Source organism: Actinomadura sp. ATCC 39365 (genome assembly GCF_054392275.1).
The window spans coordinates 4,958,823-4,978,207 of record NZ_CP184335.1; the positions used below are offsets into that span (position 1 = coordinate 4,958,823).

Sequence of the window (19,385 nt, forward strand, 5' to 3'; positions counted from 1 at the left end):
GACAGTGGCCGACCCCTCTTCTAATCTCTTCTTTAGAGAAGATAAATCTTCTAAGAAGCAAATGCTTTCGGGAAGCTACCTGGGGAAGGTTGACCATGAGCGACACCCTCACCGCCGCCGACGCCGCCGCCATCACCTCCGTGCTCGACCGTCTCGCCGACGCCTGGAACCGGGCCGACGGCGGCGCGTACGGCGACCTGTTCACCGAGGACGCCACCTACATCACGTACGTCGGCACCCTCTACACCGGCGCCCGGGAGATCGGCGACGCCCACCAGGTGCTGTTCGACAGCTTCGTCAAGGGCACCAGGCTGGCCAGTGAGACCGTCGGCATCCGTCCTGCCGGCCCCGACGCCGCCCTCGTCGTCACCCGAGGCGACACCTACAAGGGCAAGCCCGGCAAGCTGCACAAGATCCAGACCTACACGATGGTCCGGCAGGCGGACGGCGGCTGGAAGATCGCCGCGTTCCAGAACACCAAGCACCAGGCCCTCATGGAGGCCGTCTCCTTCAGGTTCCAGCCCGCCAGCAAGCCCGCCGCCCACGCCTGAACCCTCGCCCGCACCTTCACCCCGCACGGCCCGGCTCGTCCTGACCGCGACCCGGGCTCACTGTTCCGGCGGAGGGGCGAAGGCGCCGGCCGCGGCGGCGAGCGCGGCCGTCCGCGCCGCCTGGTCCGGCAGGTCCGGGTCGGGGGGCGTGCGGAGGAGCACCAGGTGGTGGTAGAGCGGCGCGGTCGCGGCGAGGAGCAGTCGCCGCGCGTCCGTGCCGGCCGGCAGCTCGCCCCGCTCGACCGCCCGCCTGACGATGACCTCGCAACGGGTGTACCGGTCCTCCCAGAGCCGCCGCAAGCCGCGGGCGGCCTCCTCCGAGCGGAACGAGGCGGCGATCAGGGCCGCGGCGATCGACGGCTGCGCGGTCATGGCCGCCTGGTTCTCGTGGTTGAGCGCCGCCAGGTCGCCCAGCAGGGAGCCGGTGTCCCGGGGCTCCCAGTCGTCGTCGCCCGTCGCCTCCAGGACGTCGGCGAGCAGGCCGCCGACGTCCCGCCAGCGCCGGTAGACCGTCGCGCGGTGCACGCCCGCGCGGGCCGCGACGGCGTCGAGGGTCAGGCCGTCGAAGCCGTGCTCCCCGAGCTCGGCGCGGACCGCGTCGAGAACCTGCGCGCGGATGCGACCGGTACGGCCACCAGGGCGGCGGCGCGGGCCGGGCGACGGGCTCTCGGGCGTCATCGTTGCCTTTCCCGTTTGCGAGGCGGACGTCGGCATGCCACCATCTTAATGTACAAGTTGTCGCATTAGCAGTGGCGGAAGGAAGAGATCCATGAACGCCCGCGTCCCCGCCGACCCCACCGTCCTGCATCCGATGCCCGCCCAGCCACGGGTGGTGCTGCTGCGACCGCTGGTCAAGTCCCCGCTGATCGAGGTGGGGGAGTTCTCCTACTACGACGACCCCGACGACCCGACCGCGTTCGAGACCCGCAACGTGCTCTACCACTACGGCCCGGAGAAGCTGGTCATCGGCAGGTTCTGCGCCCTGGGCACCGGGGTGCGGTTCATCATGAACGGCGCCAACCACCGCATGGACGGCCCCTCGACCTTCCCCTTCCCCACCATGGGCGGCTCGTGGTCCGACCACTTCGACCTGCTCACCGGCCTGCCGAACCGCGGTGACACCGTCGTCGGCAACGACGTCTGGTTCGGCCACGGCGCGACGGTGCTGCCCGGCGTGCGCATCGGGCACGGCGCGATCATCGGCGCCGGCTCCGTGGTCACCTCCGACGTGCCCGACTACGGGATCGTCGGCGGCAACCCGGCCCGCCTCATCCGCACCCGCTACCCGGCCGACGACGTCGCCCGCCTGCTCGCGGTGGCCTGGTGGGACTGGCCCGCCGAGCACATCACCGAACACGTGCGCACGATCATGTCGGGCAGCGTCGCCGACCTGGAGGCCGCCGCCCCGGGCGCGCGCCGCGCCTGACCCGCCGTCCAGCACCCGTCCCGCCGCGCAGAACCCGAAATGAGTGATTCGCCCATGTCCCGCCGCCGCGCCCACATCGCCATGGTCGGCATCCCCGCCGTCAGCCACGTCCTGCCCAGCCTGGAGATCGTCCGCGAGCTGGTGGCCCGCGGCCACCGGGTGACGTACGCCAACGACCCGGCGGTCGGCGACCTGGTCACGGGCACCGGCGCCGAGCTGCTCCCGTGCTCCTCGACGCTGCCGGTCGCCGACAACGACTGGCCCGACGACCCCATCGCGGCGATGGGCCTCTTCCTGGACGACGCCGTCCAGGCGCTCCCGCAACTGCGCGCCGCCTACGACCACGACCCCGCCGACCTCTACCTGTACGACATCGGCGCCTACGCCGCGCGGGCCCTGGCCGAGGCGCAGGGCCGTCCCCTGCTGCAGTTGTCGCCGACGTTCGTGGCCTGGAAGGGCTACCAGGAGGAGGTGGCGGCGCAGCTGTGGCAGCTGCCCGGAGCCGACGCCTACCGGGCCAGGTTCGCCGGCTGGCTCGCCGGATCCGGCGCCACCACCACCGACGTCGACGCCTTCTCCGGCCATCCGCCCCGCGCGCTGGCCCTGATCCCGCGGGCGATGCAGCCGCACGCGGACCAGGTCGACACCGCCACCGTGACCTTCGTCGGCCCCTGTCACGACCTGCGCGGGCAGGGCGGCTGGAGCCGTCCCGGCGACGCCGAGAACGTCCTGCTGATCTCCCTGGGGTCGGCCTACACCCGTCAGCCGGAGTTCTACCGCCGGTGCCTGGCGGCCTTCGGCGACCTGCCCGGCTGGCACGTCGTGCTGCAGATCGGCAAGTACACCGACGTGGGGGAGCTGGGCGAGATCCCGTCCAACGTCGAGGTGCACCCGTGGGTGCCGCAGCGGGCGATCCTCGACCAGGCCGACGCGTTCGTCACCCACGCGGGCATGGGCGGCTGCTGCGAGGGGCTGCTGGCGGGCGTGCCGATGATCGCCGTCCCGCAGGGGGCCGAGCAGTTCGCCAACGCCGACCGGCTCGTGGAGCTGGGCGTGGCCCGCCGCATCGACACCCCCGACGCCACGGCCGAGGCCCTGCGCGCCGCGCTGGCCGAGCTGACCGGCGACCCGGAGGTGGCCCGCCGCCTGACGCGCCTGCAGGCGGAGGCGCGGGCCGAGGGCGGCACCACCCGCGCCGCCGACCTCGTCGAGCAGATGCTGGGCTGAGCCGCCGGGCCGTGCGCCGGTTGTGACCGGGAGGAGGTCACGTGGTAGGTACTCTCGGCATGGAGTTCTTCTGCCACCACCGTGACCGTCCCGGATCGGGCCCCCTGCGCAAGGAGTTGGGGGAAGCACACTGGTCCTACATGGACCGGTACGAAGCGGAACTGATCGCCCGCGGCCCGACCCTCGACCGCGACACCGACGCGGCCACCGGCAGCGTGCACATCGTCGACCTGCCCGACCCCGCCGCCGCGCGGGCGTTCGCCTTCGACGAGCCCAACTACCAGGCCGGGGTCTACCGCGACGTGCTGCTCCGCCGCTGGCGCAACGTGCTGGGGCGCACCATGTGGGAGTTCCCCGGCGGCCGGCAGGGCGGCAACCGGTACCTGGTGCTGGGCCTCGGCTCCGGGCAGCCCGCCGACCTCGTCCCGCCGGCCGACGGCGACGAGCTGATCGCGTACGGGCCGCTGCTGTCCGACGACGGCGCCACCTGGGTCGGCACCGCGCTGCTGGTCCGGGCGCCGGACGCGGACGCGGCCCGCGCGGTCCTCACCGCCGACCGGTACGCCGGGATCGAGGTGCACGACTGGGAGTTCGGCGGCCGTCGATGACGACCGGCGGCCACGCGAAGGTCAGACGGCCTCGGAAGGCTCGGCGGGCTCACCGGGCTCCTCGGGCCCGGCGTCCCGGAGGGCCTCCACCGCGGTGACGGCCTGGGAGACGCGGTCGTGGATCGTCACGAGCTCGACGGTGCCGGTGATCTCCAGCAGCCGGGCCACCGTGGCTTGGAGACCGGCCAGGTGCACGTCGACGCCGTGCGCGCGGGCCAGCGTGGCGGCCGCGAGCAGGACGGACAGCCCGGAGCTGTCGAGGAACGTCAGCCGGTGCGCGTCGATGATCAGGTGCTCGTCCAGGCTGCGGCGCACCTGGTCGAGGTAGGTCTCCAGGTGGCCGGAGGCGGTGGCGTCCACCTCGCCGGCCACCGTGATCACGGTGATTCCCGGCAGGTAGCTGCTGGCCAGGTGCATCACAACCGCTCCACATCATCCGGCAGCCGATCAGACATGGCGTCCGCAGCCGCTCCGACGGCTTCCTCCACACCGGCGTGGATGTGCAGCCTGTCCCACACCCCGGTGATCTCCAGGATGCGGGCCGGGATGTCCCGTACGGCGGCCAGGCGCAGGCTCCCGCCCGCGTCGCGGACGTCGTCGTGCGCCCGCAGCAGCACGTGCAGGCCGCTGCTGTCCATGAAGGTCAGCTCGCCCAGGTCGAGGACCAGGGAGCGGCCGGGGCGATGGGCGTCGCGAATGGCGGACTCCAGGCGATCGGCGTTGGTGGCGTCGAGCTCACCGGAAACCGTGACCAGCACGCCGGCCGGAACCGGCCGGCAGCTCATGTCGAGCACTGACATGGCGGCCTGGTGGTGGCGCTCGACGTGGCGGCAAGGTGCGTCTGGGTGACGGACATCTGTTGTTCCCCAAGTGGGCCTGGCCGGTCGGGACGGCGTCAGGTCCGCCCCACGACCCAAGGTTAGGGGCGAAGAGGGTTACAGGAAAGAGGTTTCGTCATAGGATCTTCATGTAAGCATTTTCGTCCCGCCCCGCGGATCCGGGACGTCCAGGCAGAAAGCGTCAGAGGCTGTGCCCGACCCTGAAGACCATCCGGCGACGTGGACGTTCCTGACCCATCACGCCCGCGTGCTGGTGGAGATCGCCCGTGACCCCGACGTGCGGCTGCGCGACATCGCCACCCGCATCGGCGTCACCGAACGCACCGTCCAGAACATCGTCTCCGACCTCTACCAGGCCGGCTACCTGACCCGCGAGCGGATCGGCCGCCGCAACCGCTACAGCCTCGACCTCGACCGGCAGTTCCGCTACCCGACCGAGGCGGGGCTGCCCGTCCGTCTGCTGATCGACATGTTCACCGCCCACGACCTGCCCGCCCAGGACGGCTGACCCGCCGCGGCCGGGCCGGTGCGCACTCGTCCACGGCCGCTAAGCTGCGCGTATGGCGCGGATTCTCCTCCTGCACTCGATGTACGGCCTGCGGCCCGCCGTCCACCAGGCCGCCGACAGGCTCCGGGGGCGGGGCACGAGGTGCACGTCCCCGACCTCTACGACGGCCGCGTCGTCGACACGCCCGAGGAGGGCATCGCGATCAAGGAGGAGATCGGCAGCGAGGAGCTGCTGAAGCGGGCCATCACGGCGGCGGCCCCGCTGTCCGGCGACGGCCTGGTCTACGCGGGCTTCTCCCTCGGCGCGGCCATCGCCCAGAACCTCGCGCTGGGCGACGAGCGTTCCCAGGGCCTGCTGCTCATGCACGGCACCTCCGACATGGCCGAGAGCGCCGCCGCCGACGACCTGCCGGTGCAGCTGCACGTCGCCGACCCCGACTTCTACGAGCCGGTCGACTGGCTCAACGCCTGGTACCTCCAGATGCGCCGGGCGGGGGCCGACGTCGAGGTCTTCCGCTACCCGGGGGTCGGCCACCTGTTCACCGACCCCGGCCTGCCCGACTACGACGCCCCGGCCGCCGAACGCGCCTGGGCGGTCGCCCTCGACTTCGTCGCCGGCCTCTGACCCCTGCCCCGGCCCGGGTACGACCCCGGCCGCCCCGGGTAGGGGCCGGGCATGAGGTTCGGGAACTGGGACGTGCGACCGCTGGGCGGCTGGCCGGGCTGTCTGGCGATGATCCTGATCTCGCTGCTGCTGTCGGCCGTGCTCACGGTCGTCGTCAACGTGCTGCTGCGCTGACCCGCCCCCGCGAGGTCGTCAGGCCAGCGGGGTGACGTCGAGCCGTCCGCCGTCGCACACCTGCCCGGCGTCGAAGGGCACGTTCAGGTACGACCGCTCGTCCGGCGGGATGACCAGCAGGCGGGCGGGGCTCGGGCAGGCGGTCTCGGCGCCGGTCTCGACGACCGTCCAGTGCAGGGTGGTGCGGGCGCTGCCGCCCGGTCGGACCGTCACCCGGTGCTTGGGGCCGGCGGCGCGGCGGACGCGGGTGCGGAGGGTGTCGCCCTGCTTGTCGATCATGATCAGCCCGGGGTGGCCGTACAGGGTGCAGGCGGTGCGTGAGCCGTTGGTGAACACCAGCGGCGCGTTCCTGTTGCCCGCGCCGGCGTCGATCGTGCCCAGGCGTATCTGGAGCTGGGCGGCCGAGCAGCGACGGACCGGGGCGGACTCGCCGGCCAGCGCCGGCGCGGCCCCGCCCGCCAGCAGCAGCCCGGCCACGAGCGTGGCGGTGGTGAAGCGTCTCATGTGGTGTTCGACGCAGGGAACGCGGTGAAAGTTATGGCCGGGAGTCGGTCCGTACGACAAGCAGCGTCAGGACGACGGCGGAGGCGAGGAAGGCGGCGCTGAACCACAGCGGCGAGAGCCCGAAGGCGAGCTCACCCACCGGTCCGGTGACGAACAGGCCGTCGGGATACAGCGGCAGGTCGGCCGAGGGCGGATCGCGCGGCGCGGTGGGCGCGGCGGTCAGCGCGCTGACCACGCCCACGGCGGCCAGCAGCACCAGCGCCGCCCCCGTCGCCCGCACCAGGCGGACGGTGCCGCGCAGGACGGCCACCAGCACGACCAGCGCGACCCCGCCGACCCCCGGGAGCAGGTCGAGCCCCAGCCATGCAAGAGCCGCCGCCAGGCCGACGGCGCCCTCGGCGACCACCCCTTCGACCGCGCCCCGGGGGCCGATCCAGAACGGCATCCCGCCCGCGAGGTTGACGGCCGCCGGGACCAGCGGCAGCACCACCGCCGGTGCGACCCACCACCACGGCCGGGCCGGGATCCGCGCGGGCGCACGCCGGGGCCCGAACGGCGACGCGGGCGGCCCGGCGAGCTCGTGCGCCGAGCGCGCCTGCCACCCCAGGCCGACGACGCCGAGCGCGTGGAGCACCCAGAAGGTCAGCACCTCCAGCGGCGTGGCGGAGGAGGACGCGAACGACGTCGGCTGGACGAACGACGTGACCAGCGACAGAACGCCCATCGCCACGGTCGCCCGGCTCCAGCGCGGATCCCGAGCCTGGGCCGTCAGCAACAGCGCCAGCCACGCCATCCCCGGCACGCCCCCCAGCAGGGCGATGCTGAAGAAGATCATGCCCGGCTCGAACAGCAGGGCCTGCGAGAGGGTGAGACCGAGACCGAAGAGCACGTCCGCCGTTCCCAGGACGAGCATGAGGACCCGCGCCCAGGCCGGAAGGGCACCTCCCACCGCGACGGAGAACAGCCAGACCATCGCCCCCTGGACGAGCAGCATGGTGACCAGCGCCCCGGTGGCGACCGGTTCCTCCCAGGAGTACAGGAGCGAGAAGGGCGGCAGGGAGAGGGCGACGTCGGCGTACAGGACGGCGCGCAACAGGGCGATCCGGCGGTCGGGGCTCGGCCGCGCGTCGCGCCGGCGCCCGCGCAGCACCTGCCAGTAGACCCAGCCCTGCACCGCGCCGACCAGCACCAGCATCGGCACCATCCACCAGGAGGCGGCCGGGCCCGGCCCCCACCCGCGGACGACGGCGAACCAGAGCAGGGACACCTCGCCGGTGACCAGTGCGAAGCCCCCGAGGCCGGCGACGAGGGCCACGTAGGCCACCGCGACGGGCATCGCGACCAGGCCGAAGCGGTAACGGCGCACGGGCACTCCCACCCAGAACAGGCGACCGGGGCGCCCACCCTACTGAAGGGCCACGAACATGATCAAACCATGCCGGGGCGTCCGGAAACCAGAACGGAGGGGGTCCGGTGGGACCCCCTCCGCTCCGGCCCTCAGTCACCCCCCGGGTACGTGGGGCACCGGGCGGACCGTCATCCGATCCGCTGCCACAGAGCCGGTACGACGTCGGGCGTCCAGTCCGGCTGAGAGGTGTGGGCGATCACGCAGCGATAGCGGACACCCTGGTAGGTGACCTCGTCGCCGGCGTTGTAGGCGTGCCATTCCTGCCAGGTGTCACCGCCGCCGCCACCGTTCACCGTCAGCGAGAACGACGTGCCGTGGCTGGCGGCGCCGTTCGCGTTGAGAGTGATCGTGTACGTCTGCGCCGGCGTGCTCGACGACGTGGTCACCGTCACCGTGGACGACTCGCCCGAGTTGATGGACGACGGGCTGAAGGTCACGGTCGCGCCCGGCGGCACGCCGTCGGCCGCCAGCGTGAGCGGGATCGGCCGGCCGGTGGTGACCTGCGTGTTCAGCGTGGTGGTCGCCGTCGCGCCCGCCGTGACGGTGGCCGACGACGGGTCGGCGGCGACGGTGAAGTCGCCCGCCGGCGTGCCGCCGGTGACCGTGAGCGCGTAGCTCGCCGTCTGCGTCTGCGCCGTGCCGGTGGCCGTCACCGTGATCGGGTACGTGCCGTTCTTCGCCGTCGAGGCCACCGTGAAGGTCAGCCTGGACGACTGGCCCGACTGGATCGTGGCCGGGTCGAAGGCCACGGTGACGCCGTTCGGCAGCTTGGTGGCCGACAGTGTGACCTGCTGGGGCTGCCCGCCGGTCGTCGCCGTGTTCACCGTGGTGGCCACGGTGCCCCCGGCCGTCGCGGTGCCCGCCTCCGGGTCGAGCCGGACGGAGAACGCGTCCGGGTCACCGGGCCGGGAGACGGTCAGGGTGTAGTTCTGCGTCTGCGTCTGTGCCGTGCCCTGGGCGATCACCTGCACGGTGTACGTCCCGGCCGGCACGGAGGACGCCGTCGCGAGCGTCAGCGCCGACGACTGGCCAGACTGGATGGTGGCCGGGTTGAACTGGGCGGTCACGCCCGCCGGGAGCGTCCCCGTCCTGAGCTGGATCTGCTGGGCGTTGCCGCTCGTGGTCGTGGTGGTCAGCGTCGAGGCGGTGCTGCCGCCCGCGTCCACGGACCCCGACGTGGGGCTGAGCGTCAGCGAGAACTGGTCGGGGATCGGCCGGTTGACGGTGAGCGTGTAGTTCTGCGTCTGCGTCTGGGCCGTGCCCTGTGCGATCACCTGCACGGTGTACGTCCCGGGAGCCGCGCTCGCCGCCACGTTGAGGGTCAGCGTGGAGGACTGGCCCGACTGGATGGTGGCCGGGTTGAACTGGGCGGTCACGCCCGCCGGGAGCGTCCCCGTCCTGAGCTGGATCTGCTGGGCGTTGCCGCCGGTCGTCACCGTGCTCAGGGTCGTGGCGGCCGCGCCGCCCGGGTCGGCCGCGCCGGAGCCGGGGCTCACCTGCAGCGAGAAGGTGTCCGGGTTGGCCACGCAGGTCGGGTCGCTGGTGCCCCGGACGCTCACGGCGTCCCAGGCGGACTTGACCGCGTTGAACTCCACGCAGCTGTTCGGGAACAGCGCCTTGGCGGCGTTGAGCGAGGCCACCCGCGCCTTGGCGTGGGTCCACGGCTGCGTCTTGGCCTGCAGCGTGCCCATGAAGATCTTGCCGGCCTTCTGGATGCCGATGCCGGTCACCGAGGACGGTCCGCCCTGGCAGATCGGGCTGCTCGGCTTGCCGCCGCCGGGGTTGTTGCCCTCGGCCAGCAGGTAGAACCAGTGGTTCTGGGGCCCGGCCGCCGCGTGCACCTCGGTGGTGGGGATCGCGGTGCTGTAGCAGTTGGGGTCGCCGACCTGGGACGGGTTGTACATGTACCGGATCGGGCCGTTCCCGACGAGGTTGACCTCTTCGCCCACCTGGTAGTCCGGCGGGTCGTTCGGGTTGTTGGCGTAGGCCTCGGTCAGCGCGCCGAAGATGTCGCCCGTGGACTCGTTCAGGCCGCCGACCTCGTTGTTGCCGTTGTCGCCGCCGGGGGTGTTGGTGAAGACGGAGTGGCCGAACTCGTGGCCGACGACGTCCATCGGGGTGGCCTGCTGGTTGCCGGCCTGGTTGTGACCGAAGGTGGTGTACGAGCCGTTCCAGAACGCGTTGACGTCGTTCAGCCCGACCCGGATGGGGAACGAGCGGCCCGTCCCGCTGTGGCCGTTGCGGCCCAGCCAGTCGCGCAGCATGTTCCATTCCATCTGGGCGGCGTACAGCGCGTCCACGCAGGCCGTCTCCAGGTCGGTGCCCGAGCCGTTGCCCCAGGAGTCGCTGCTCTTGGTGTAGGCCGACCCGTTCTGGCCGCCGCACTGCAGGCCCGGCCTGGTGGTGTCCACCATCCGGTACGAGCCGGCGGAGCCGCTGGTGTCGATCGTCACCGTGCCGTTGTAGAAGCCGCGGCCGGTGCCCTCGTGCACCTTGTCGAACTTGTCGATCAGCGAGCCGGAGCGCGCGTCCACGAACACGTCGAGGACGCTGGGCCTGCCGGTGGCCGTCCGCCCGGCGACCTGGACCCGCCAGGCCAGCTTGGGCGTGGCGCTGGTGGCGTGCACGACCAGCTTCGCCGTGGTCACCTCGTCCACCTGCGGCAGGAGGGCTCTGGCGGTGGCCGCCGCCTGCCGGCCCGTGACCGAGGGCTCGGTGCCGACCTTGATCTTCGCGGTCTGGCCGGTGACCACCTGCTGGATCACCTGGCCGGCCCGGTCGGTGCCCACGACGACCTCGCCGCCGTAGACGGGCAGGCCCTTGTAGGTGCGTTCGTAGGTCAGATATTGCAGGCCGTAGGTTCCGGCGACGTTGGACGAGAGAGTGAAGGCGTCGCCGGAGCCCTTGTGCAGGCGTTCGGCGCCGGCGGCGAGTGCCGCGTCGGCGTTCACTTTCGCGCGGTCGCGCGATTTGGGGTCCGCCGGCGCGAACGCCGGGGGTTCGGTCCTGGCGACGGTGGTCGCCGCGGTGGATAAGTGCGCCTTCGAGGCGGCGCCGGCGGCGCCTGTCATCGAGGCGGTAAGGGCCGCCGCCGCTAATACGGCGATCGTGCCCGACTTGAACGTGCTGTTCACTCTGGGTGACTCCTCTCACATGTCCCCGGGGGTGTGGGGATCGAAGGAGCCCTTTGGCTGGGGCTTGCTTAAAGTTGTCACCCAGGGTGGTCAGGCGAACAGCTCACAAATTTCCATAACGCCACGGTATGCCGGGGGCACCGGCACATCCGGGTCCACAAATCCTTGATCTTCAGCAAATGGACGCTGATATCCTCCGAAAAAGGGCGGGCTCGAAGGGCGGGGAGTGCACGTGCGGCACGCACCGGAGCAGGCAGACCGGATCCGCGCCTGGGAGCGGGTCGTGCTCGACGCGCCCGGCCTGGAGATCGAGCCGGCGCGCCCGGAGTTCGAGCCGGCGCCGCCGCGCCCGCAGGGAGGCACGTGCCCCGACGCCGAGTGCGACGGGTGGTCGGCTCCGCACGTGACGCTGCGGTCGGCCTCGGTCCGGGGCGAACGGCACCGCCACCACCGCCGTCCCCGCCAGGACGCCAGCTGCGCCGTGCTCCACGAGGGGACCGGCACCGTGGTGTTCGCCGTGGCCGACGGGCTGTCCGGCGCCTCCGCCTCGACGGTCGGGGCCTCGGAGGCGTGCCGCGCGGCGGTGTGGGCCGTCCATGCCCAGCTCGACGAGGGCAGTCCGGCGCCCGACCTCGTCGCGGCCCTCCGGCACGCGGCCGGGACGCTGCACCGGCAGGCCGCGGCGATGCTGGGGCGCGAGCCCGGCGCGGCGGAGGTCGAGGAACTGCTGGCCACCACGCTCGTGATCGGCACGGTCGAGGCCGGGGCGCGTGGGGTCGAGGTCTCGCTGGCCCGCGTCGGCGACTCGGGCGCCTGGACGCTCGACCTGGCCGGACCCCGGTTCCTCCCGCTGTTCGACCCGAAGCCGGACGACGCCGCGGCCCCCGCTTCGGCCGCCGCTTCTGTTCCCGCCACGGCGTCTGCATCGGCCCCCGCCACGGCCTCTGCATCGGCCCCTGCCGCGGCGTCTGCATCGGCCTCTGCCGCGGTCGTCGCTTCGGCCTCCGTTGTGGCCTCCGCATTGGTGGCCGTGTTGCCGGGGGTGCCCGAGCGGCCCGAGCGGTGGTCCGGGACGCTGACGCCCGGCCAGGTCCTGCTGGTGGGCACCGACGGCTTCGGTGATCCGCTGGGCGACGGGGACGGCCGGGTCGGCGCGCTGTTCGCCGAGCACCTGGCCGCGCCGCCGTCCCCGCTGTGGCTGGCGCACCTGCTCGACTTCTCCGGGGAGGCGTTCGACGGCGACCGCACGCTGCTGGCCCTGTGGCCGAGGGACGTGGCCCGATGAGCGACCCGACGAACGGCCCGACGAACGGCACCGAGCGGGCGGACCTCGTCCTCGGCCGGCTGCTCGGGCAGGGGGGCCGGGGCACGGTCCACGAGGTGCCCGGCCGCCGGATCAACGGCCAGTTCGAGGTTGCGTACAAGGAGTACGACCCCGCCGTCCTGCCCGGCATCGACGCGGGCGTCCTCACCGAGATGGCCGGGCTGATCGGCCGGCTCCCCGGATGGGACGCGGCCTGGTTGTGCGACAAGGCCGCCTGGCCCGCCGAGATCGTCGTGTCCGGCGGCGCGGTCCGCGGCTTCCTCATGCGGTCGGTGCCCCACCGGTTCTCCTTCGACCTGCGGACGCCTGCGGGAACCGAGCGCCGACCGGCCACGATGGAGCTCCTGCTCAACGACGACGCCCGTGACGGCGCCCACGACCACGCCCGTGACGGCGCTCACGTCGGCGGGATCGGCCGGCGGGTCGGCGATCGCGATCGCCTGCTGCTGCTGGCCGACCTGGCCGACACGCTCGCCCGCCTGCACACGATGGACATCGTCGTCGGCGACCTGTCGCCCGAGCGCCTGCTGTTCGCCACGGAAGGCTCCCCGGAGTGCTTCCTCATCGGCTGCGACGCGATGCGGCTCGCCGGGGCGGCGGCGTTACCCCAGGTGGAGGCGTCCGGCCGGGAGATCCCCGCCGACGGGCCCGAGGGCACCACACAGGGCGACGCATACGGGTTCGCGTTGCTGGCCGTCCGGCTCCTGGCCCGCGACCGGACCTCCACGGACCCCGGCCGGCTGGCCGCCGTCGCTCCGGCGGCGGCCGACCTCGCGGCGGCGGCGCTGCACGGGCCCGCGGACGAGCGGCCGCGTCCGGAACGGTGGGCCGAGGAACTGCGGCAGGCCGCCACGTCGGCCACGACCACGCCCAGCCAGGCAGCGCTCCCACCCTCCCCACTCCTGCCACCGCCACCTCCGCCGTCGCCGTCATCCCCACCACCGTCACCTTCTCTGCTGCCACCGTCACCCTCACTTCTGCCACCGCCACCACCTCAGGGGCCTTCGAGGCCGCCTTTTCCCGGGCCCGTGGGGCCCCCTCCGTCCGGTGCGGGCCTCAGCACGGGGATGAAGGTCGCCCTGGGGGCCGGCGTGGGAGTGGTCGGCATGGTGCTCGTCGTGGCGGCCGCGGTGTTCGTGGTCTCGGTGGTGAAGGATCTCGGCCCGGAGCGCGGTGACAGCAGGCTGACGGCCGCGTCCGGCTCGCCGGACGCCGTCGCCCCCACGCCGTCGCCGTCGCTGTCCCCGGCCACCCCGTGGCCCAGCGCACAGCCCACGGACACGCCCACCGAGACGCCCACTGAGACGCCCACGCTCGAACCGCCCACCGAGGAGCCGTTCGACCCGGGCGACCTCGACCGCCAGGACACCGACCCGACCCCGCTCACGCCGAGCGCCCTGCTGCCCAGCTCCTTCACCACGGCCAAGGGCGTGCGCTACACCCTCCGGTCGAGCGGCGTGGACAAGTGCCCGGACGCCTACCACGCGGCCAACGTCCGCTCGGTCCTGCGCAAGGCACGCTGCTCCAAGATGGTCAAGGGCTCGTACGTGAACCCCGGAGCCCCCGGGAACAAGCGCATCATGGTCTCGGTGTGGGTCGTGCCGCTGAAGAACGACGGCCGGGCCGACACCGCGTACGCGCGGCTCGACGACGCCTACGCCGACGCCTGGGGGATCGTCTGCCCCCAGAAGGGCCCCGGCTCAGGGCTGTGCCACTCGACGAGCTGGAGCCGGGCCCAGACCTGGGGATGGGTCGGGTACACCCACCGCTACCTGCTGCACACCATGGCCGTCTACACCAACCGCGCCAACTCCACCAGCACCCGGCCGTGGCTCAAGGACGCCTCCAAGGCGGCGTACAAGGCGATCGGCCCCAAGGTCTACCAGGACACGAACTGACCCCGCCGCCGGCCGTCAGTCGCGGCGGTTCAGCGCCGAGTGGCGGCGCCCGTAGGCGAAGTAGATCACCAGCCCGATCAGGAACCACACGACGAACCTGAGCCAGGTCAGCGGCTCCAGGAACGTGATCAGCCAGAGGGAGAAGAGCACCCCGATCGCCGGCACCACCGGCATGCCCGGCATGCGGAAGCTGCGCGGCAGGTCGGGACGCCGGTAGCGGAGCACGATCACCGCCGCGCAGACCACCACGAAGGCCAGCAGGATGCCGATGTTGGTCAGCTCAGCCGCCTCCCTGATCGGCAGGAACCCGGCGATGAGCGCGGAGCCGACGCCGACGATCCAGGTCACCCTGGTCGGCACGTGCCGTACGGGGTGGAGCTTGGCGAACCAGGAGGGCAGCAGCCCGTCCCGGCTCATCGCGAACCACACGCGGGTGACGCCCAGCATGAACGTGAACATGACGGTCAGGATGCCGACGATGGCGCCGACCGCGATGACGCTGGCCAGCCCGGACAGCCCGACGGAGGCGAACGCGGAGGAGAAGCCGCTCTCGGGATCGATGTCCTGGTAGTTCTGCATGCCGGTGAGCACGAGGCAGGCCAGCACGTACAGGACCATCGAGATGGCCAGGGAGTAGAGGATGGCCTTGGGCATGTGCCGCTGGGCGTCCTTCGACTCCTCGGCCGCGGTGCTCATGGCGTCGTAGCCGAAGACGGCGAAGAACACGGTGGCCGCGCCGGTCACCGCCCCGCCGAACCCGTAGGGGAAGAACGGCGTGTAGTTGGCGGTCTTGATGTAGAAGAAGCCGACCACGATCACCAGCAGCACCACCGCGACCTTGATCGCGACGACGAACGTCTCGAACCGGGCGGCCGACCGCATCCCGAGGTTGAGCAGGAACGCGATGAACAGGCACAGGATCGCCGCGAACAGGTCCACGACGTGTCCGGGCCCGGTGCCCGGCGCGCCGAGCATCCAGGCGGGCAGGTCGATGCCGAACTGGCCGAGGAGGAAACCGAAATAGCCCGAGATGCCGATCGCCACGACGGCGACGATGGCGGTGTACTCCAGCAGCAGGTCCCAGCCGATGAACCAGCCGACGATCTCGCCGAGCACCGCGTACCCGTACGTGTACGCCGATCCGGCCTTCGGGATCATGCCGGTGAACTCCGCGTAGGAGAACGCGGCGGCGGCGCTGGCGATGCCGGCGATCAGGAAGGAGATCACGACGGCGGGCCCGGCGGTCTGGTTGGCGACGGCGCCGGCCAGCGCGAAGATGCCGGCGCCGATGATGCCGCCCACCCCGATCGCGGTGAGCTGCCAGAGCCCGAGCACGCGGTTGAGCTCACCCTCGTGCTCGGTGGCGATCTGTTCTACCGGTTTGCGGCGGAATATCCCGGACCCGCCGCCGAAGCCTCGCGCAGACGTCATGGCGGGGTCCTGCCCTGACAGGAAGCCCGCCATGCGCATGACTGCAGAAGTCGGACAGACCGGCTCGAAGAAGCCGGTCTGTCCGCGACCTATCCGGCGCGTCCCACGGTGACCTGGGCGCGGGTCTCGGTGGCGTTGCCCGCGCGGTCCACCGCCCGGTACGTGATCGTGTAGACCCGGTCCTGGCCGCCGTCCCGTTCGGCGCGCAGGGCGAAGGAGGTGTCGGCGGTGCCGGTGGCGGCCTCGCGCACGTCGCCCCGGGCGTCGCCCTGGGAGCTGGTGATCGAGACCAGGGTGACGGTGACGGGCCCGGCGTCGGACGCCTTCAGCGCGACCTGCACCGGCACCAGCCTGCGGTTCGGCGGCCACAGCCGGGCGGGGTCCGGCGTGACGGTCAGGGTGGGGGCCGTCGCGTCGATCCGTACGGTGACCGACTTCGGCTCCTCGACGTTGCCCGCCCGGTCGGCGCTGCGGAAGGCCAGCACGCTCTCCCCTTCACGGTCCACCCGGACGGGGGAGGTGTAGGGCTGCCAGGGGCCGTCACCGAGCCGGTACTCCGTGCGCGCCACGCCGGAGCCCGCGTCGGCGGCGGTCAGGACCACCTCAACGGGCCCGTCCGACCAGCCGGCGGGCACGCCGGACGCGGTCGTCACCGGAGGCTCGCCGTCCTCGCTCGGCGGGGCAGAGTGGATCTTGAAGCCGTCCACGATGAAGTACGAGCCGTCCTTCTTGACGCCCTTGAGCGTGTGCGGGCCCGGCGCCAGCCCGGTCCTGGTGTAGACGACCTTCTGGTACTCCCGGGTCGGGTTGCTGTTGTCGACGGTGGCGTCGAGCTTGCCGTCCAGGTAGAGGTCGACCTTGCCCTCGTCGGAGTTGACCTGGGCGATGTACTCCACGCCGGTGCCGTGGAAGGCCAGCTCGAAGGAGTCGCCGTCGGCCTGGGTGGCGTGCAGGTCGTCGAGGGTCGAGCCGCCGCCGCCGCGCCGGTCGTTCTTCCAGTCCCAGCCCTGGCCGGTGTAGGTGACGCCGGAGACGTTGTCGATGGTCTCCACGCCGTACGCCTTGGTCAGGCTCAGCTCGGTCAGCGCCTGCGCGCGCCAGACCTTCAGCGGCACCGGACGCCCGGCGGGCGTGCGGTTGTAGACCTGCCAGAAGCTGTCGCGGCCGGTGACCTTGGTCCCGGCGATCTCCCTGATCACGTCGCCGGTGCGCAGCCCCTGCCCCTGGGCGTGGGACCCGGCCGGGACGGCGGCCAGGAACAGGCCGTCGTAGTCGGTGAGCCCGACCGAGGACTTCACCTCGTCGCTGTGGATCTCGGTGGCCGTCGCGCCCATGAGCGGCTCGGCCAGGTTGCCGATCGTCATGCCGGTCTCGGGCTCGCGCCAGGTGAGCGGCGGCGGCGTGGGCGCGCCGGGCTTGCCGAACCCGGTCATCGGGAACGGCTGGAAGCCCAGCGCGAGGGCGGGGGAGCCGGCCTTGAGCGTGTAGTCGAGCTTGGCCGGGTCGGCGTACGGGCTCTGCCCCTCGAACAGCGGGTCGGCGACCACCGAGCGGGTGTCCAGCCCGCGGGCCCGCCAGGCGGCGGTGATGTCGGCGACCGGCCTGCCGTTGTTCCAGAACAGGTTGTCGTCGTAGACGGTCCCGGAGGTGGACGGGTCGCTCTGGATGAAGTCGTAGGGGTCGTCGGTGACGAAGATGTTCTTCTCGACGACGTCGCCGTTGCCGGCGTAGGAGACGTGGAAATGGCCGCCGCCGTTGACGAAGATGTTGCCGCGCACGGTCCTGAAGAAGCCCTCACGCAGCTTCACCCCGCCGTTGAGCAGCAGGTTCCCGGTGACCTCGTAGTTGGAGGAGCCGTCGTCGAGGTCGACGTCCCAGTGGGAGGAGTGCCGGATCCGGTTGTGCCGGATCTTCGTCGTCTCCATCGCGTCGAGCTTGGCGTACGCCTTCTTCTGGGCGTCGTCGGCGGTCAGCGGCCAGAAGCGGTCGCGGCCCCAGCTGTTGATCGGCCCGTGGTCGGAGGTCTCCTTCACGCAGTCGAAGATGTCGTTGTCCTCGATGACGTGGCCGCCCCAGGTGCCGTCGTTGATGTCGACGCAGGCGCGCGGGCCGTCGTGCACGGTGTTGCCGGACACTGTCACCCGGCGGCTCATCGAGATCTGCACGCCCGAGCTCTGCTTCTCGAACCGGCCGTTGCGGGTCATGTGGTTGCCGCTGATGGTGATGTCGCGCGGGTAGTCCTCGGTCTTCGGGCCCGGCGTGGTGTCGGTGATCGTGCGCCGCATGTCGTCCCAGGTGGAGGGCTCGCGGACGGCTGCCGGCGAGCCGATGACCGCGACGTCGCTGGCCCCTGACCCGCGGAACTCGCCGCCGGAGACGACGTTGCCGTCGGCGTACCCGTCCATGAAGACGGCGTTGCCGCCGACCTGGTCGAACCGGGCGTCGCGGATGGTGATCCGCTGGGTGTTCCGCAGGTAGACCGCGCCGGCGCGGACGATGGCCCAGTCGCCGAGCTGCAGTTTCTCGTACGGGCGGCTGAACAGCGTGCGGTGGGTCTGGGTGAAGGTGAACCCGGTGAAGGTGAGGTCGCGCACCGGCGCGGAGGGCGAGTCGCCGACGACCCGCACGAGCTCCTCCCGCTCGGCGGTCTCGACGCGGGCCTTGGCCGGGTCGAGGCCCGCGGGCGGCTGGAGGTAGAGGCGGCCGGCGTCCTTGTCGTAGAACCACTCGCCGGGGGCGTCCAGCTCCTCCAGGACGTTCTCGACCATGCGCTTCTGCGGATGCAGGCCGTCGCCCCGGTTGTTGTCGCCGACCCACTTCAGGATCGGGGCGCCGCCGGCCCCGACGCCGGTCACCCTGAACGAATTCCCGCCCCATTCGCCCTGGTGCAGCCCGCGGACCAGCGCGGTCGTGGGGTTCTTCCAGCGGGCCACCCGTTCGGGCGAGATCGCGTCGGCGGCGTACCCGTCGAGCACGGCCTCCTTGGGATCGACGTTCGGGTAGCGGGCCAGGACCTGCCGGGTGCCGTCGAGGAAGAGCTCGTCGAAGTCGAGGCCCGCGCCGATGTCGGCCATCAGGGTCGCGCCCTGGTACGGGGTCCAGGCGGGGGTCAGCCTGCGTCCGCCGCTGAGCACGACCTGCTCGCCGGCGGCCGCCTCGTAGACGGCCCCGGAGTCGGCGGGGGTGAAGGTGAGGGGCTCGGCGAGGTGGTAGACGCCGCCGCGGACCCGTACCCGGGGCGGCTCCGGTGCGGTGGGCAGGGCCGCGCGCACGGCGCGCTGGGCGCGCTCGATCGTACGGAACGGCGCCGCCTCGGTGCCGGCGGCGCCGTCGTCGCCGTCGGGGGAGACGTGGAAGACGGTGCCGGCCGCCTGGGCGGAGGCGGGGGTGAGAGCGGTCAGTCCGGTCGCGGCGAGAGATGCCGCGAGGAGCAGCCGCCAGGGCTTGCCATGGCGCACAAGGGCCTCCAGTCGGGGGATGGCCTCATTGTGGCCAACCCCTCAGGTGAAGACGATCACGCCGAGGTCACGTTTCATCCGATCAATCAAGCCTTTACAGCTCTTCGTGCGCCGAAAATCGCGATTTGTCCTCCAGGTGATCGGATCTCTCTGAAGGATGACTGTCATGGGAGCCGCGGTGGCGCACCACTTCGAGCTCCTGGGCCGCGCGTACTTCGCCCGGGACGGGTACGTGTCGACGCATTCGCGTTGTGTGATCTTGTTGGCTGCC

General features: G+C 72.1%; 17 protein-coding genes. 9 read left to right on the forward strand and 8 right to left on the reverse strand.

The features are described from left to right. Window positions 1-95 precede the first annotated feature (95 nt). Window positions 96-551 (forward strand): SgcJ/EcaC family oxidoreductase, encoded by a 456-nt coding sequence (locus ACNF49_RS24385; RefSeq protein ID WP_482945085.1) that lies wholly within the window; start codon window positions 96-98, stop codon window positions 549-551. Window positions 552-608: 57 nt separating this feature from the next. On the opposite strand, the gene ACNF49_RS24390 is transcribed toward ACNF49_RS24385, so the two are convergent. Continuing rightward, the gene (locus ACNF49_RS24390) at window positions 609-1,229 is read right to left on the reverse strand and encodes a TetR/AcrR family transcriptional regulator (RefSeq protein WP_482945086.1); all 621 of its coding nucleotides are present in this window, start codon (window positions 1,227-1,229) and stop codon (window positions 609-611) included. A gap of 91 nt (window positions 1,230-1,320) precedes the next feature. On the opposite strand from ACNF49_RS24390, the gene ACNF49_RS24395 reads away from it, so the two are divergent. Genes ACNF49_RS24395 through ACNF49_RS24405 form a run of 3 tightly spaced genes read left to right on the forward strand, consistent with a single transcriptional unit; the run spans window position 1,321 to window position 3,812 of the window. Beyond that, window positions 1,321-1,977: a CatB-related O-acetyltransferase gene (locus ACNF49_RS24395; RefSeq protein WP_387674139.1), complete on the forward strand. Its 657-nt coding sequence runs from the start codon at window positions 1,321-1,323 to the stop codon at window positions 1,975-1,977. A 39-nt stretch (window positions 1,978-2,016) separates the two neighbouring features. Next, a complete protein-coding gene (locus tag ACNF49_RS24400; RefSeq protein WP_482945087.1) occupies window positions 2,017-3,204 on the forward strand; it encodes a macrolide family glycosyltransferase in 1,188 nt (395 codons plus the stop codon). A gap of 41 nt (window positions 3,205-3,245) precedes the next feature. Next, window positions 3,246-3,812, forward strand: coding sequence for a YciI family protein (locus tag ACNF49_RS24405; RefSeq protein WP_357981591.1), 567 nt, complete (start codon window positions 3,246-3,248; stop codon window positions 3,810-3,812). Window positions 3,813-3,833: 21 nt separating this feature from the next. Here the strand turns inward: ACNF49_RS24405 and ACNF49_RS24410 are convergent, their stop codons facing one another. Both ACNF49_RS24410 and ACNF49_RS24415 read right to left on the reverse strand, forming a co-directional pair. Beyond that, on the reverse strand, window positions 3,834-4,229 hold the full coding sequence (locus ACNF49_RS24410) for an STAS domain-containing protein (RefSeq protein WP_357981588.1): 396 nt from the start codon (window positions 4,227-4,229) through the stop codon (window positions 3,834-3,836). Further along, complete coding sequence (locus ACNF49_RS24415; protein ID WP_357981585.1) at window positions 4,229-4,612, reverse strand: STAS domain-containing protein; 384 nt, start codon at window positions 4,610-4,612, stop codon at window positions 4,229-4,231. The genes ACNF49_RS24410 and ACNF49_RS24415 overlap by 1 nt, the downstream gene beginning before the upstream one ends. A gap of 229 nt (window positions 4,613-4,841) precedes the next feature. On the opposite strand from ACNF49_RS24415, the gene ACNF49_RS24420 reads away from it, so the two are divergent. The 3 genes from ACNF49_RS24420 (at window position 4,842) to ACNF49_RS24430 (ending at window position 5,957) form a co-directional block, all read left to right on the forward strand. After that, complete coding sequence (locus ACNF49_RS24420) at window positions 4,842-5,159, forward strand: helix-turn-helix transcriptional regulator (RefSeq protein ID WP_357981582.1); 318 nt, start codon at window positions 4,842-4,844, stop codon at window positions 5,157-5,159. 141 nt (window positions 5,160-5,300) lie between these two features. After that, window positions 5,301-5,783: a dienelactone hydrolase family protein gene (locus ACNF49_RS24425; protein ID WP_482945088.1), complete on the forward strand. Its 483-nt coding sequence runs from the start codon at window positions 5,301-5,303 to the stop codon at window positions 5,781-5,783. 51 nt (window positions 5,784-5,834) lie between these two features. Then, the gene (locus ACNF49_RS24430; RefSeq protein ID WP_357981576.1) at window positions 5,835-5,957 is read left to right on the forward strand and encodes a hypothetical protein; all 123 of its coding nucleotides are present in this window, start codon (window positions 5,835-5,837) and stop codon (window positions 5,955-5,957) included. Between the two features lie 18 nt (window positions 5,958-5,975). Here ACNF49_RS24430 and ACNF49_RS24435 read toward each other — a convergent pair whose 3' ends face one another. From ACNF49_RS24435 to ACNF49_RS24445, 3 genes are all read right to left on the reverse strand, one after another. After that, window positions 5,976-6,461 carry a DUF4232 domain-containing protein gene (locus tag ACNF49_RS24435; RefSeq protein ID WP_482945089.1) on the reverse strand — a complete coding sequence of 162 codons (486 nt, stop codon included), beginning with the start codon at window positions 6,459-6,461 and terminating at the stop codon, window positions 5,976-5,978. A gap of 31 nt (window positions 6,462-6,492) precedes the next feature. Continuing rightward, window positions 6,493-7,827 (reverse strand): hypothetical protein, encoded by a 1,335-nt coding sequence (locus tag ACNF49_RS24440; RefSeq protein WP_482945090.1) that lies wholly within the window; start codon window positions 7,825-7,827, stop codon window positions 6,493-6,495. A 170-nt stretch (window positions 7,828-7,997) separates the two neighbouring features. Next, entirely contained in the window at window positions 7,998-11,003 is a 3,006-nt protein-coding gene (locus ACNF49_RS24445; RefSeq protein ID WP_498702933.1) for a M4 family metallopeptidase, read from the reverse strand. A 232-nt stretch (window positions 11,004-11,235) separates the two neighbouring features. Here ACNF49_RS24445 and ACNF49_RS24450 point away from each other — a divergent pair, with 232 nt between their 5' ends. Both ACNF49_RS24450 and ACNF49_RS24455 read left to right on the forward strand, forming a co-directional pair. Continuing rightward, window positions 11,236-12,288, forward strand: a complete 1,053-nt coding sequence (locus ACNF49_RS24450; protein ID WP_482945092.1) for a protein phosphatase 2C domain-containing protein — start codon at window positions 11,236-11,238, stop codon at window positions 12,286-12,288. Beyond that, window positions 12,285-14,225: a hypothetical protein gene (locus tag ACNF49_RS24455; RefSeq protein ID WP_482945093.1), complete on the forward strand. Its 1,941-nt coding sequence runs from the start codon at window positions 12,285-12,287 to the stop codon at window positions 14,223-14,225. The genes ACNF49_RS24450 and ACNF49_RS24455 overlap by 4 nt, the downstream gene beginning before the upstream one ends. A gap of 15 nt (window positions 14,226-14,240) precedes the next feature. Here the strand turns inward: ACNF49_RS24455 and ACNF49_RS24460 are convergent, their stop codons facing one another. Continuing rightward, window positions 14,241-15,656 carry an amino acid permease gene (locus ACNF49_RS24460; protein ID WP_482945094.1) on the reverse strand — a complete coding sequence of 472 codons (1,416 nt, stop codon included), beginning with the start codon at window positions 15,654-15,656 and terminating at the stop codon, window positions 14,241-14,243. An 89-nt stretch (window positions 15,657-15,745) separates the two neighbouring features. Then, complete coding sequence (locus tag ACNF49_RS24465) at window positions 15,746-19,114, reverse strand: OmpL47-type beta-barrel domain-containing protein (protein ID WP_482945095.1); 3,369 nt, start codon at window positions 19,112-19,114, stop codon at window positions 15,746-15,748. Window positions 19,115-19,385 lie beyond the last annotated feature (271 nt).

Coding starts and splice junctions, on each gene's coding strand:
- ACNF49_RS24385 (WP_482945085.1), top strand. CDS start 96: ATGAGCGACACCCTCACCGCCGCCGACGCCGCCGCCATCACCTCCGTG.
- ACNF49_RS24390 (WP_482945086.1), bottom strand. CDS start 1,229: ATGACGCCCGAGAGCCCGTCGCCCGGCCCGCGCCGCCGCCCTGGTGGC.
- ACNF49_RS24395 (WP_387674139.1), top strand. CDS start 1,321: ATGAACGCCCGCGTCCCCGCCGACCCCACCGTCCTGCATCCGATGCCC.
- ACNF49_RS24400 (WP_482945087.1), top strand. CDS start 2,017: ATGAGTGATTCGCCCATGTCCCGCCGCCGCGCCCACATCGCCATGGTC.
- ACNF49_RS24410 (WP_357981588.1), bottom strand. CDS start 4,229: ATGCACCTGGCCAGCAGCTACCTGCCGGGAATCACCGTGATCACGGTG.
- ACNF49_RS24415 (WP_357981585.1), bottom strand. CDS start 4,612: ATGTCAGTGCTCGACATGAGCTGCCGGCCGGTTCCGGCCGGCGTGCTG.
- ACNF49_RS24430 (WP_357981576.1), top strand. CDS start 5,835: ATGAGGTTCGGGAACTGGGACGTGCGACCGCTGGGCGGCTGGCCGGGC.
- ACNF49_RS24435 (WP_482945089.1), bottom strand. CDS start 6,461: ATGAGACGCTTCACCACCGCCACGCTCGTGGCCGGGCTGCTGCTGGCG.
- ACNF49_RS24455 (WP_482945093.1), top strand. CDS start 12,285: ATGAGCGACCCGACGAACGGCCCGACGAACGGCACCGAGCGGGCGGAC.
- ACNF49_RS24460 (WP_482945094.1), bottom strand. CDS start 15,656: ATGACGTCTGCGCGAGGCTTCGGCGGCGGGTCCGGGATATTCCGCCGC.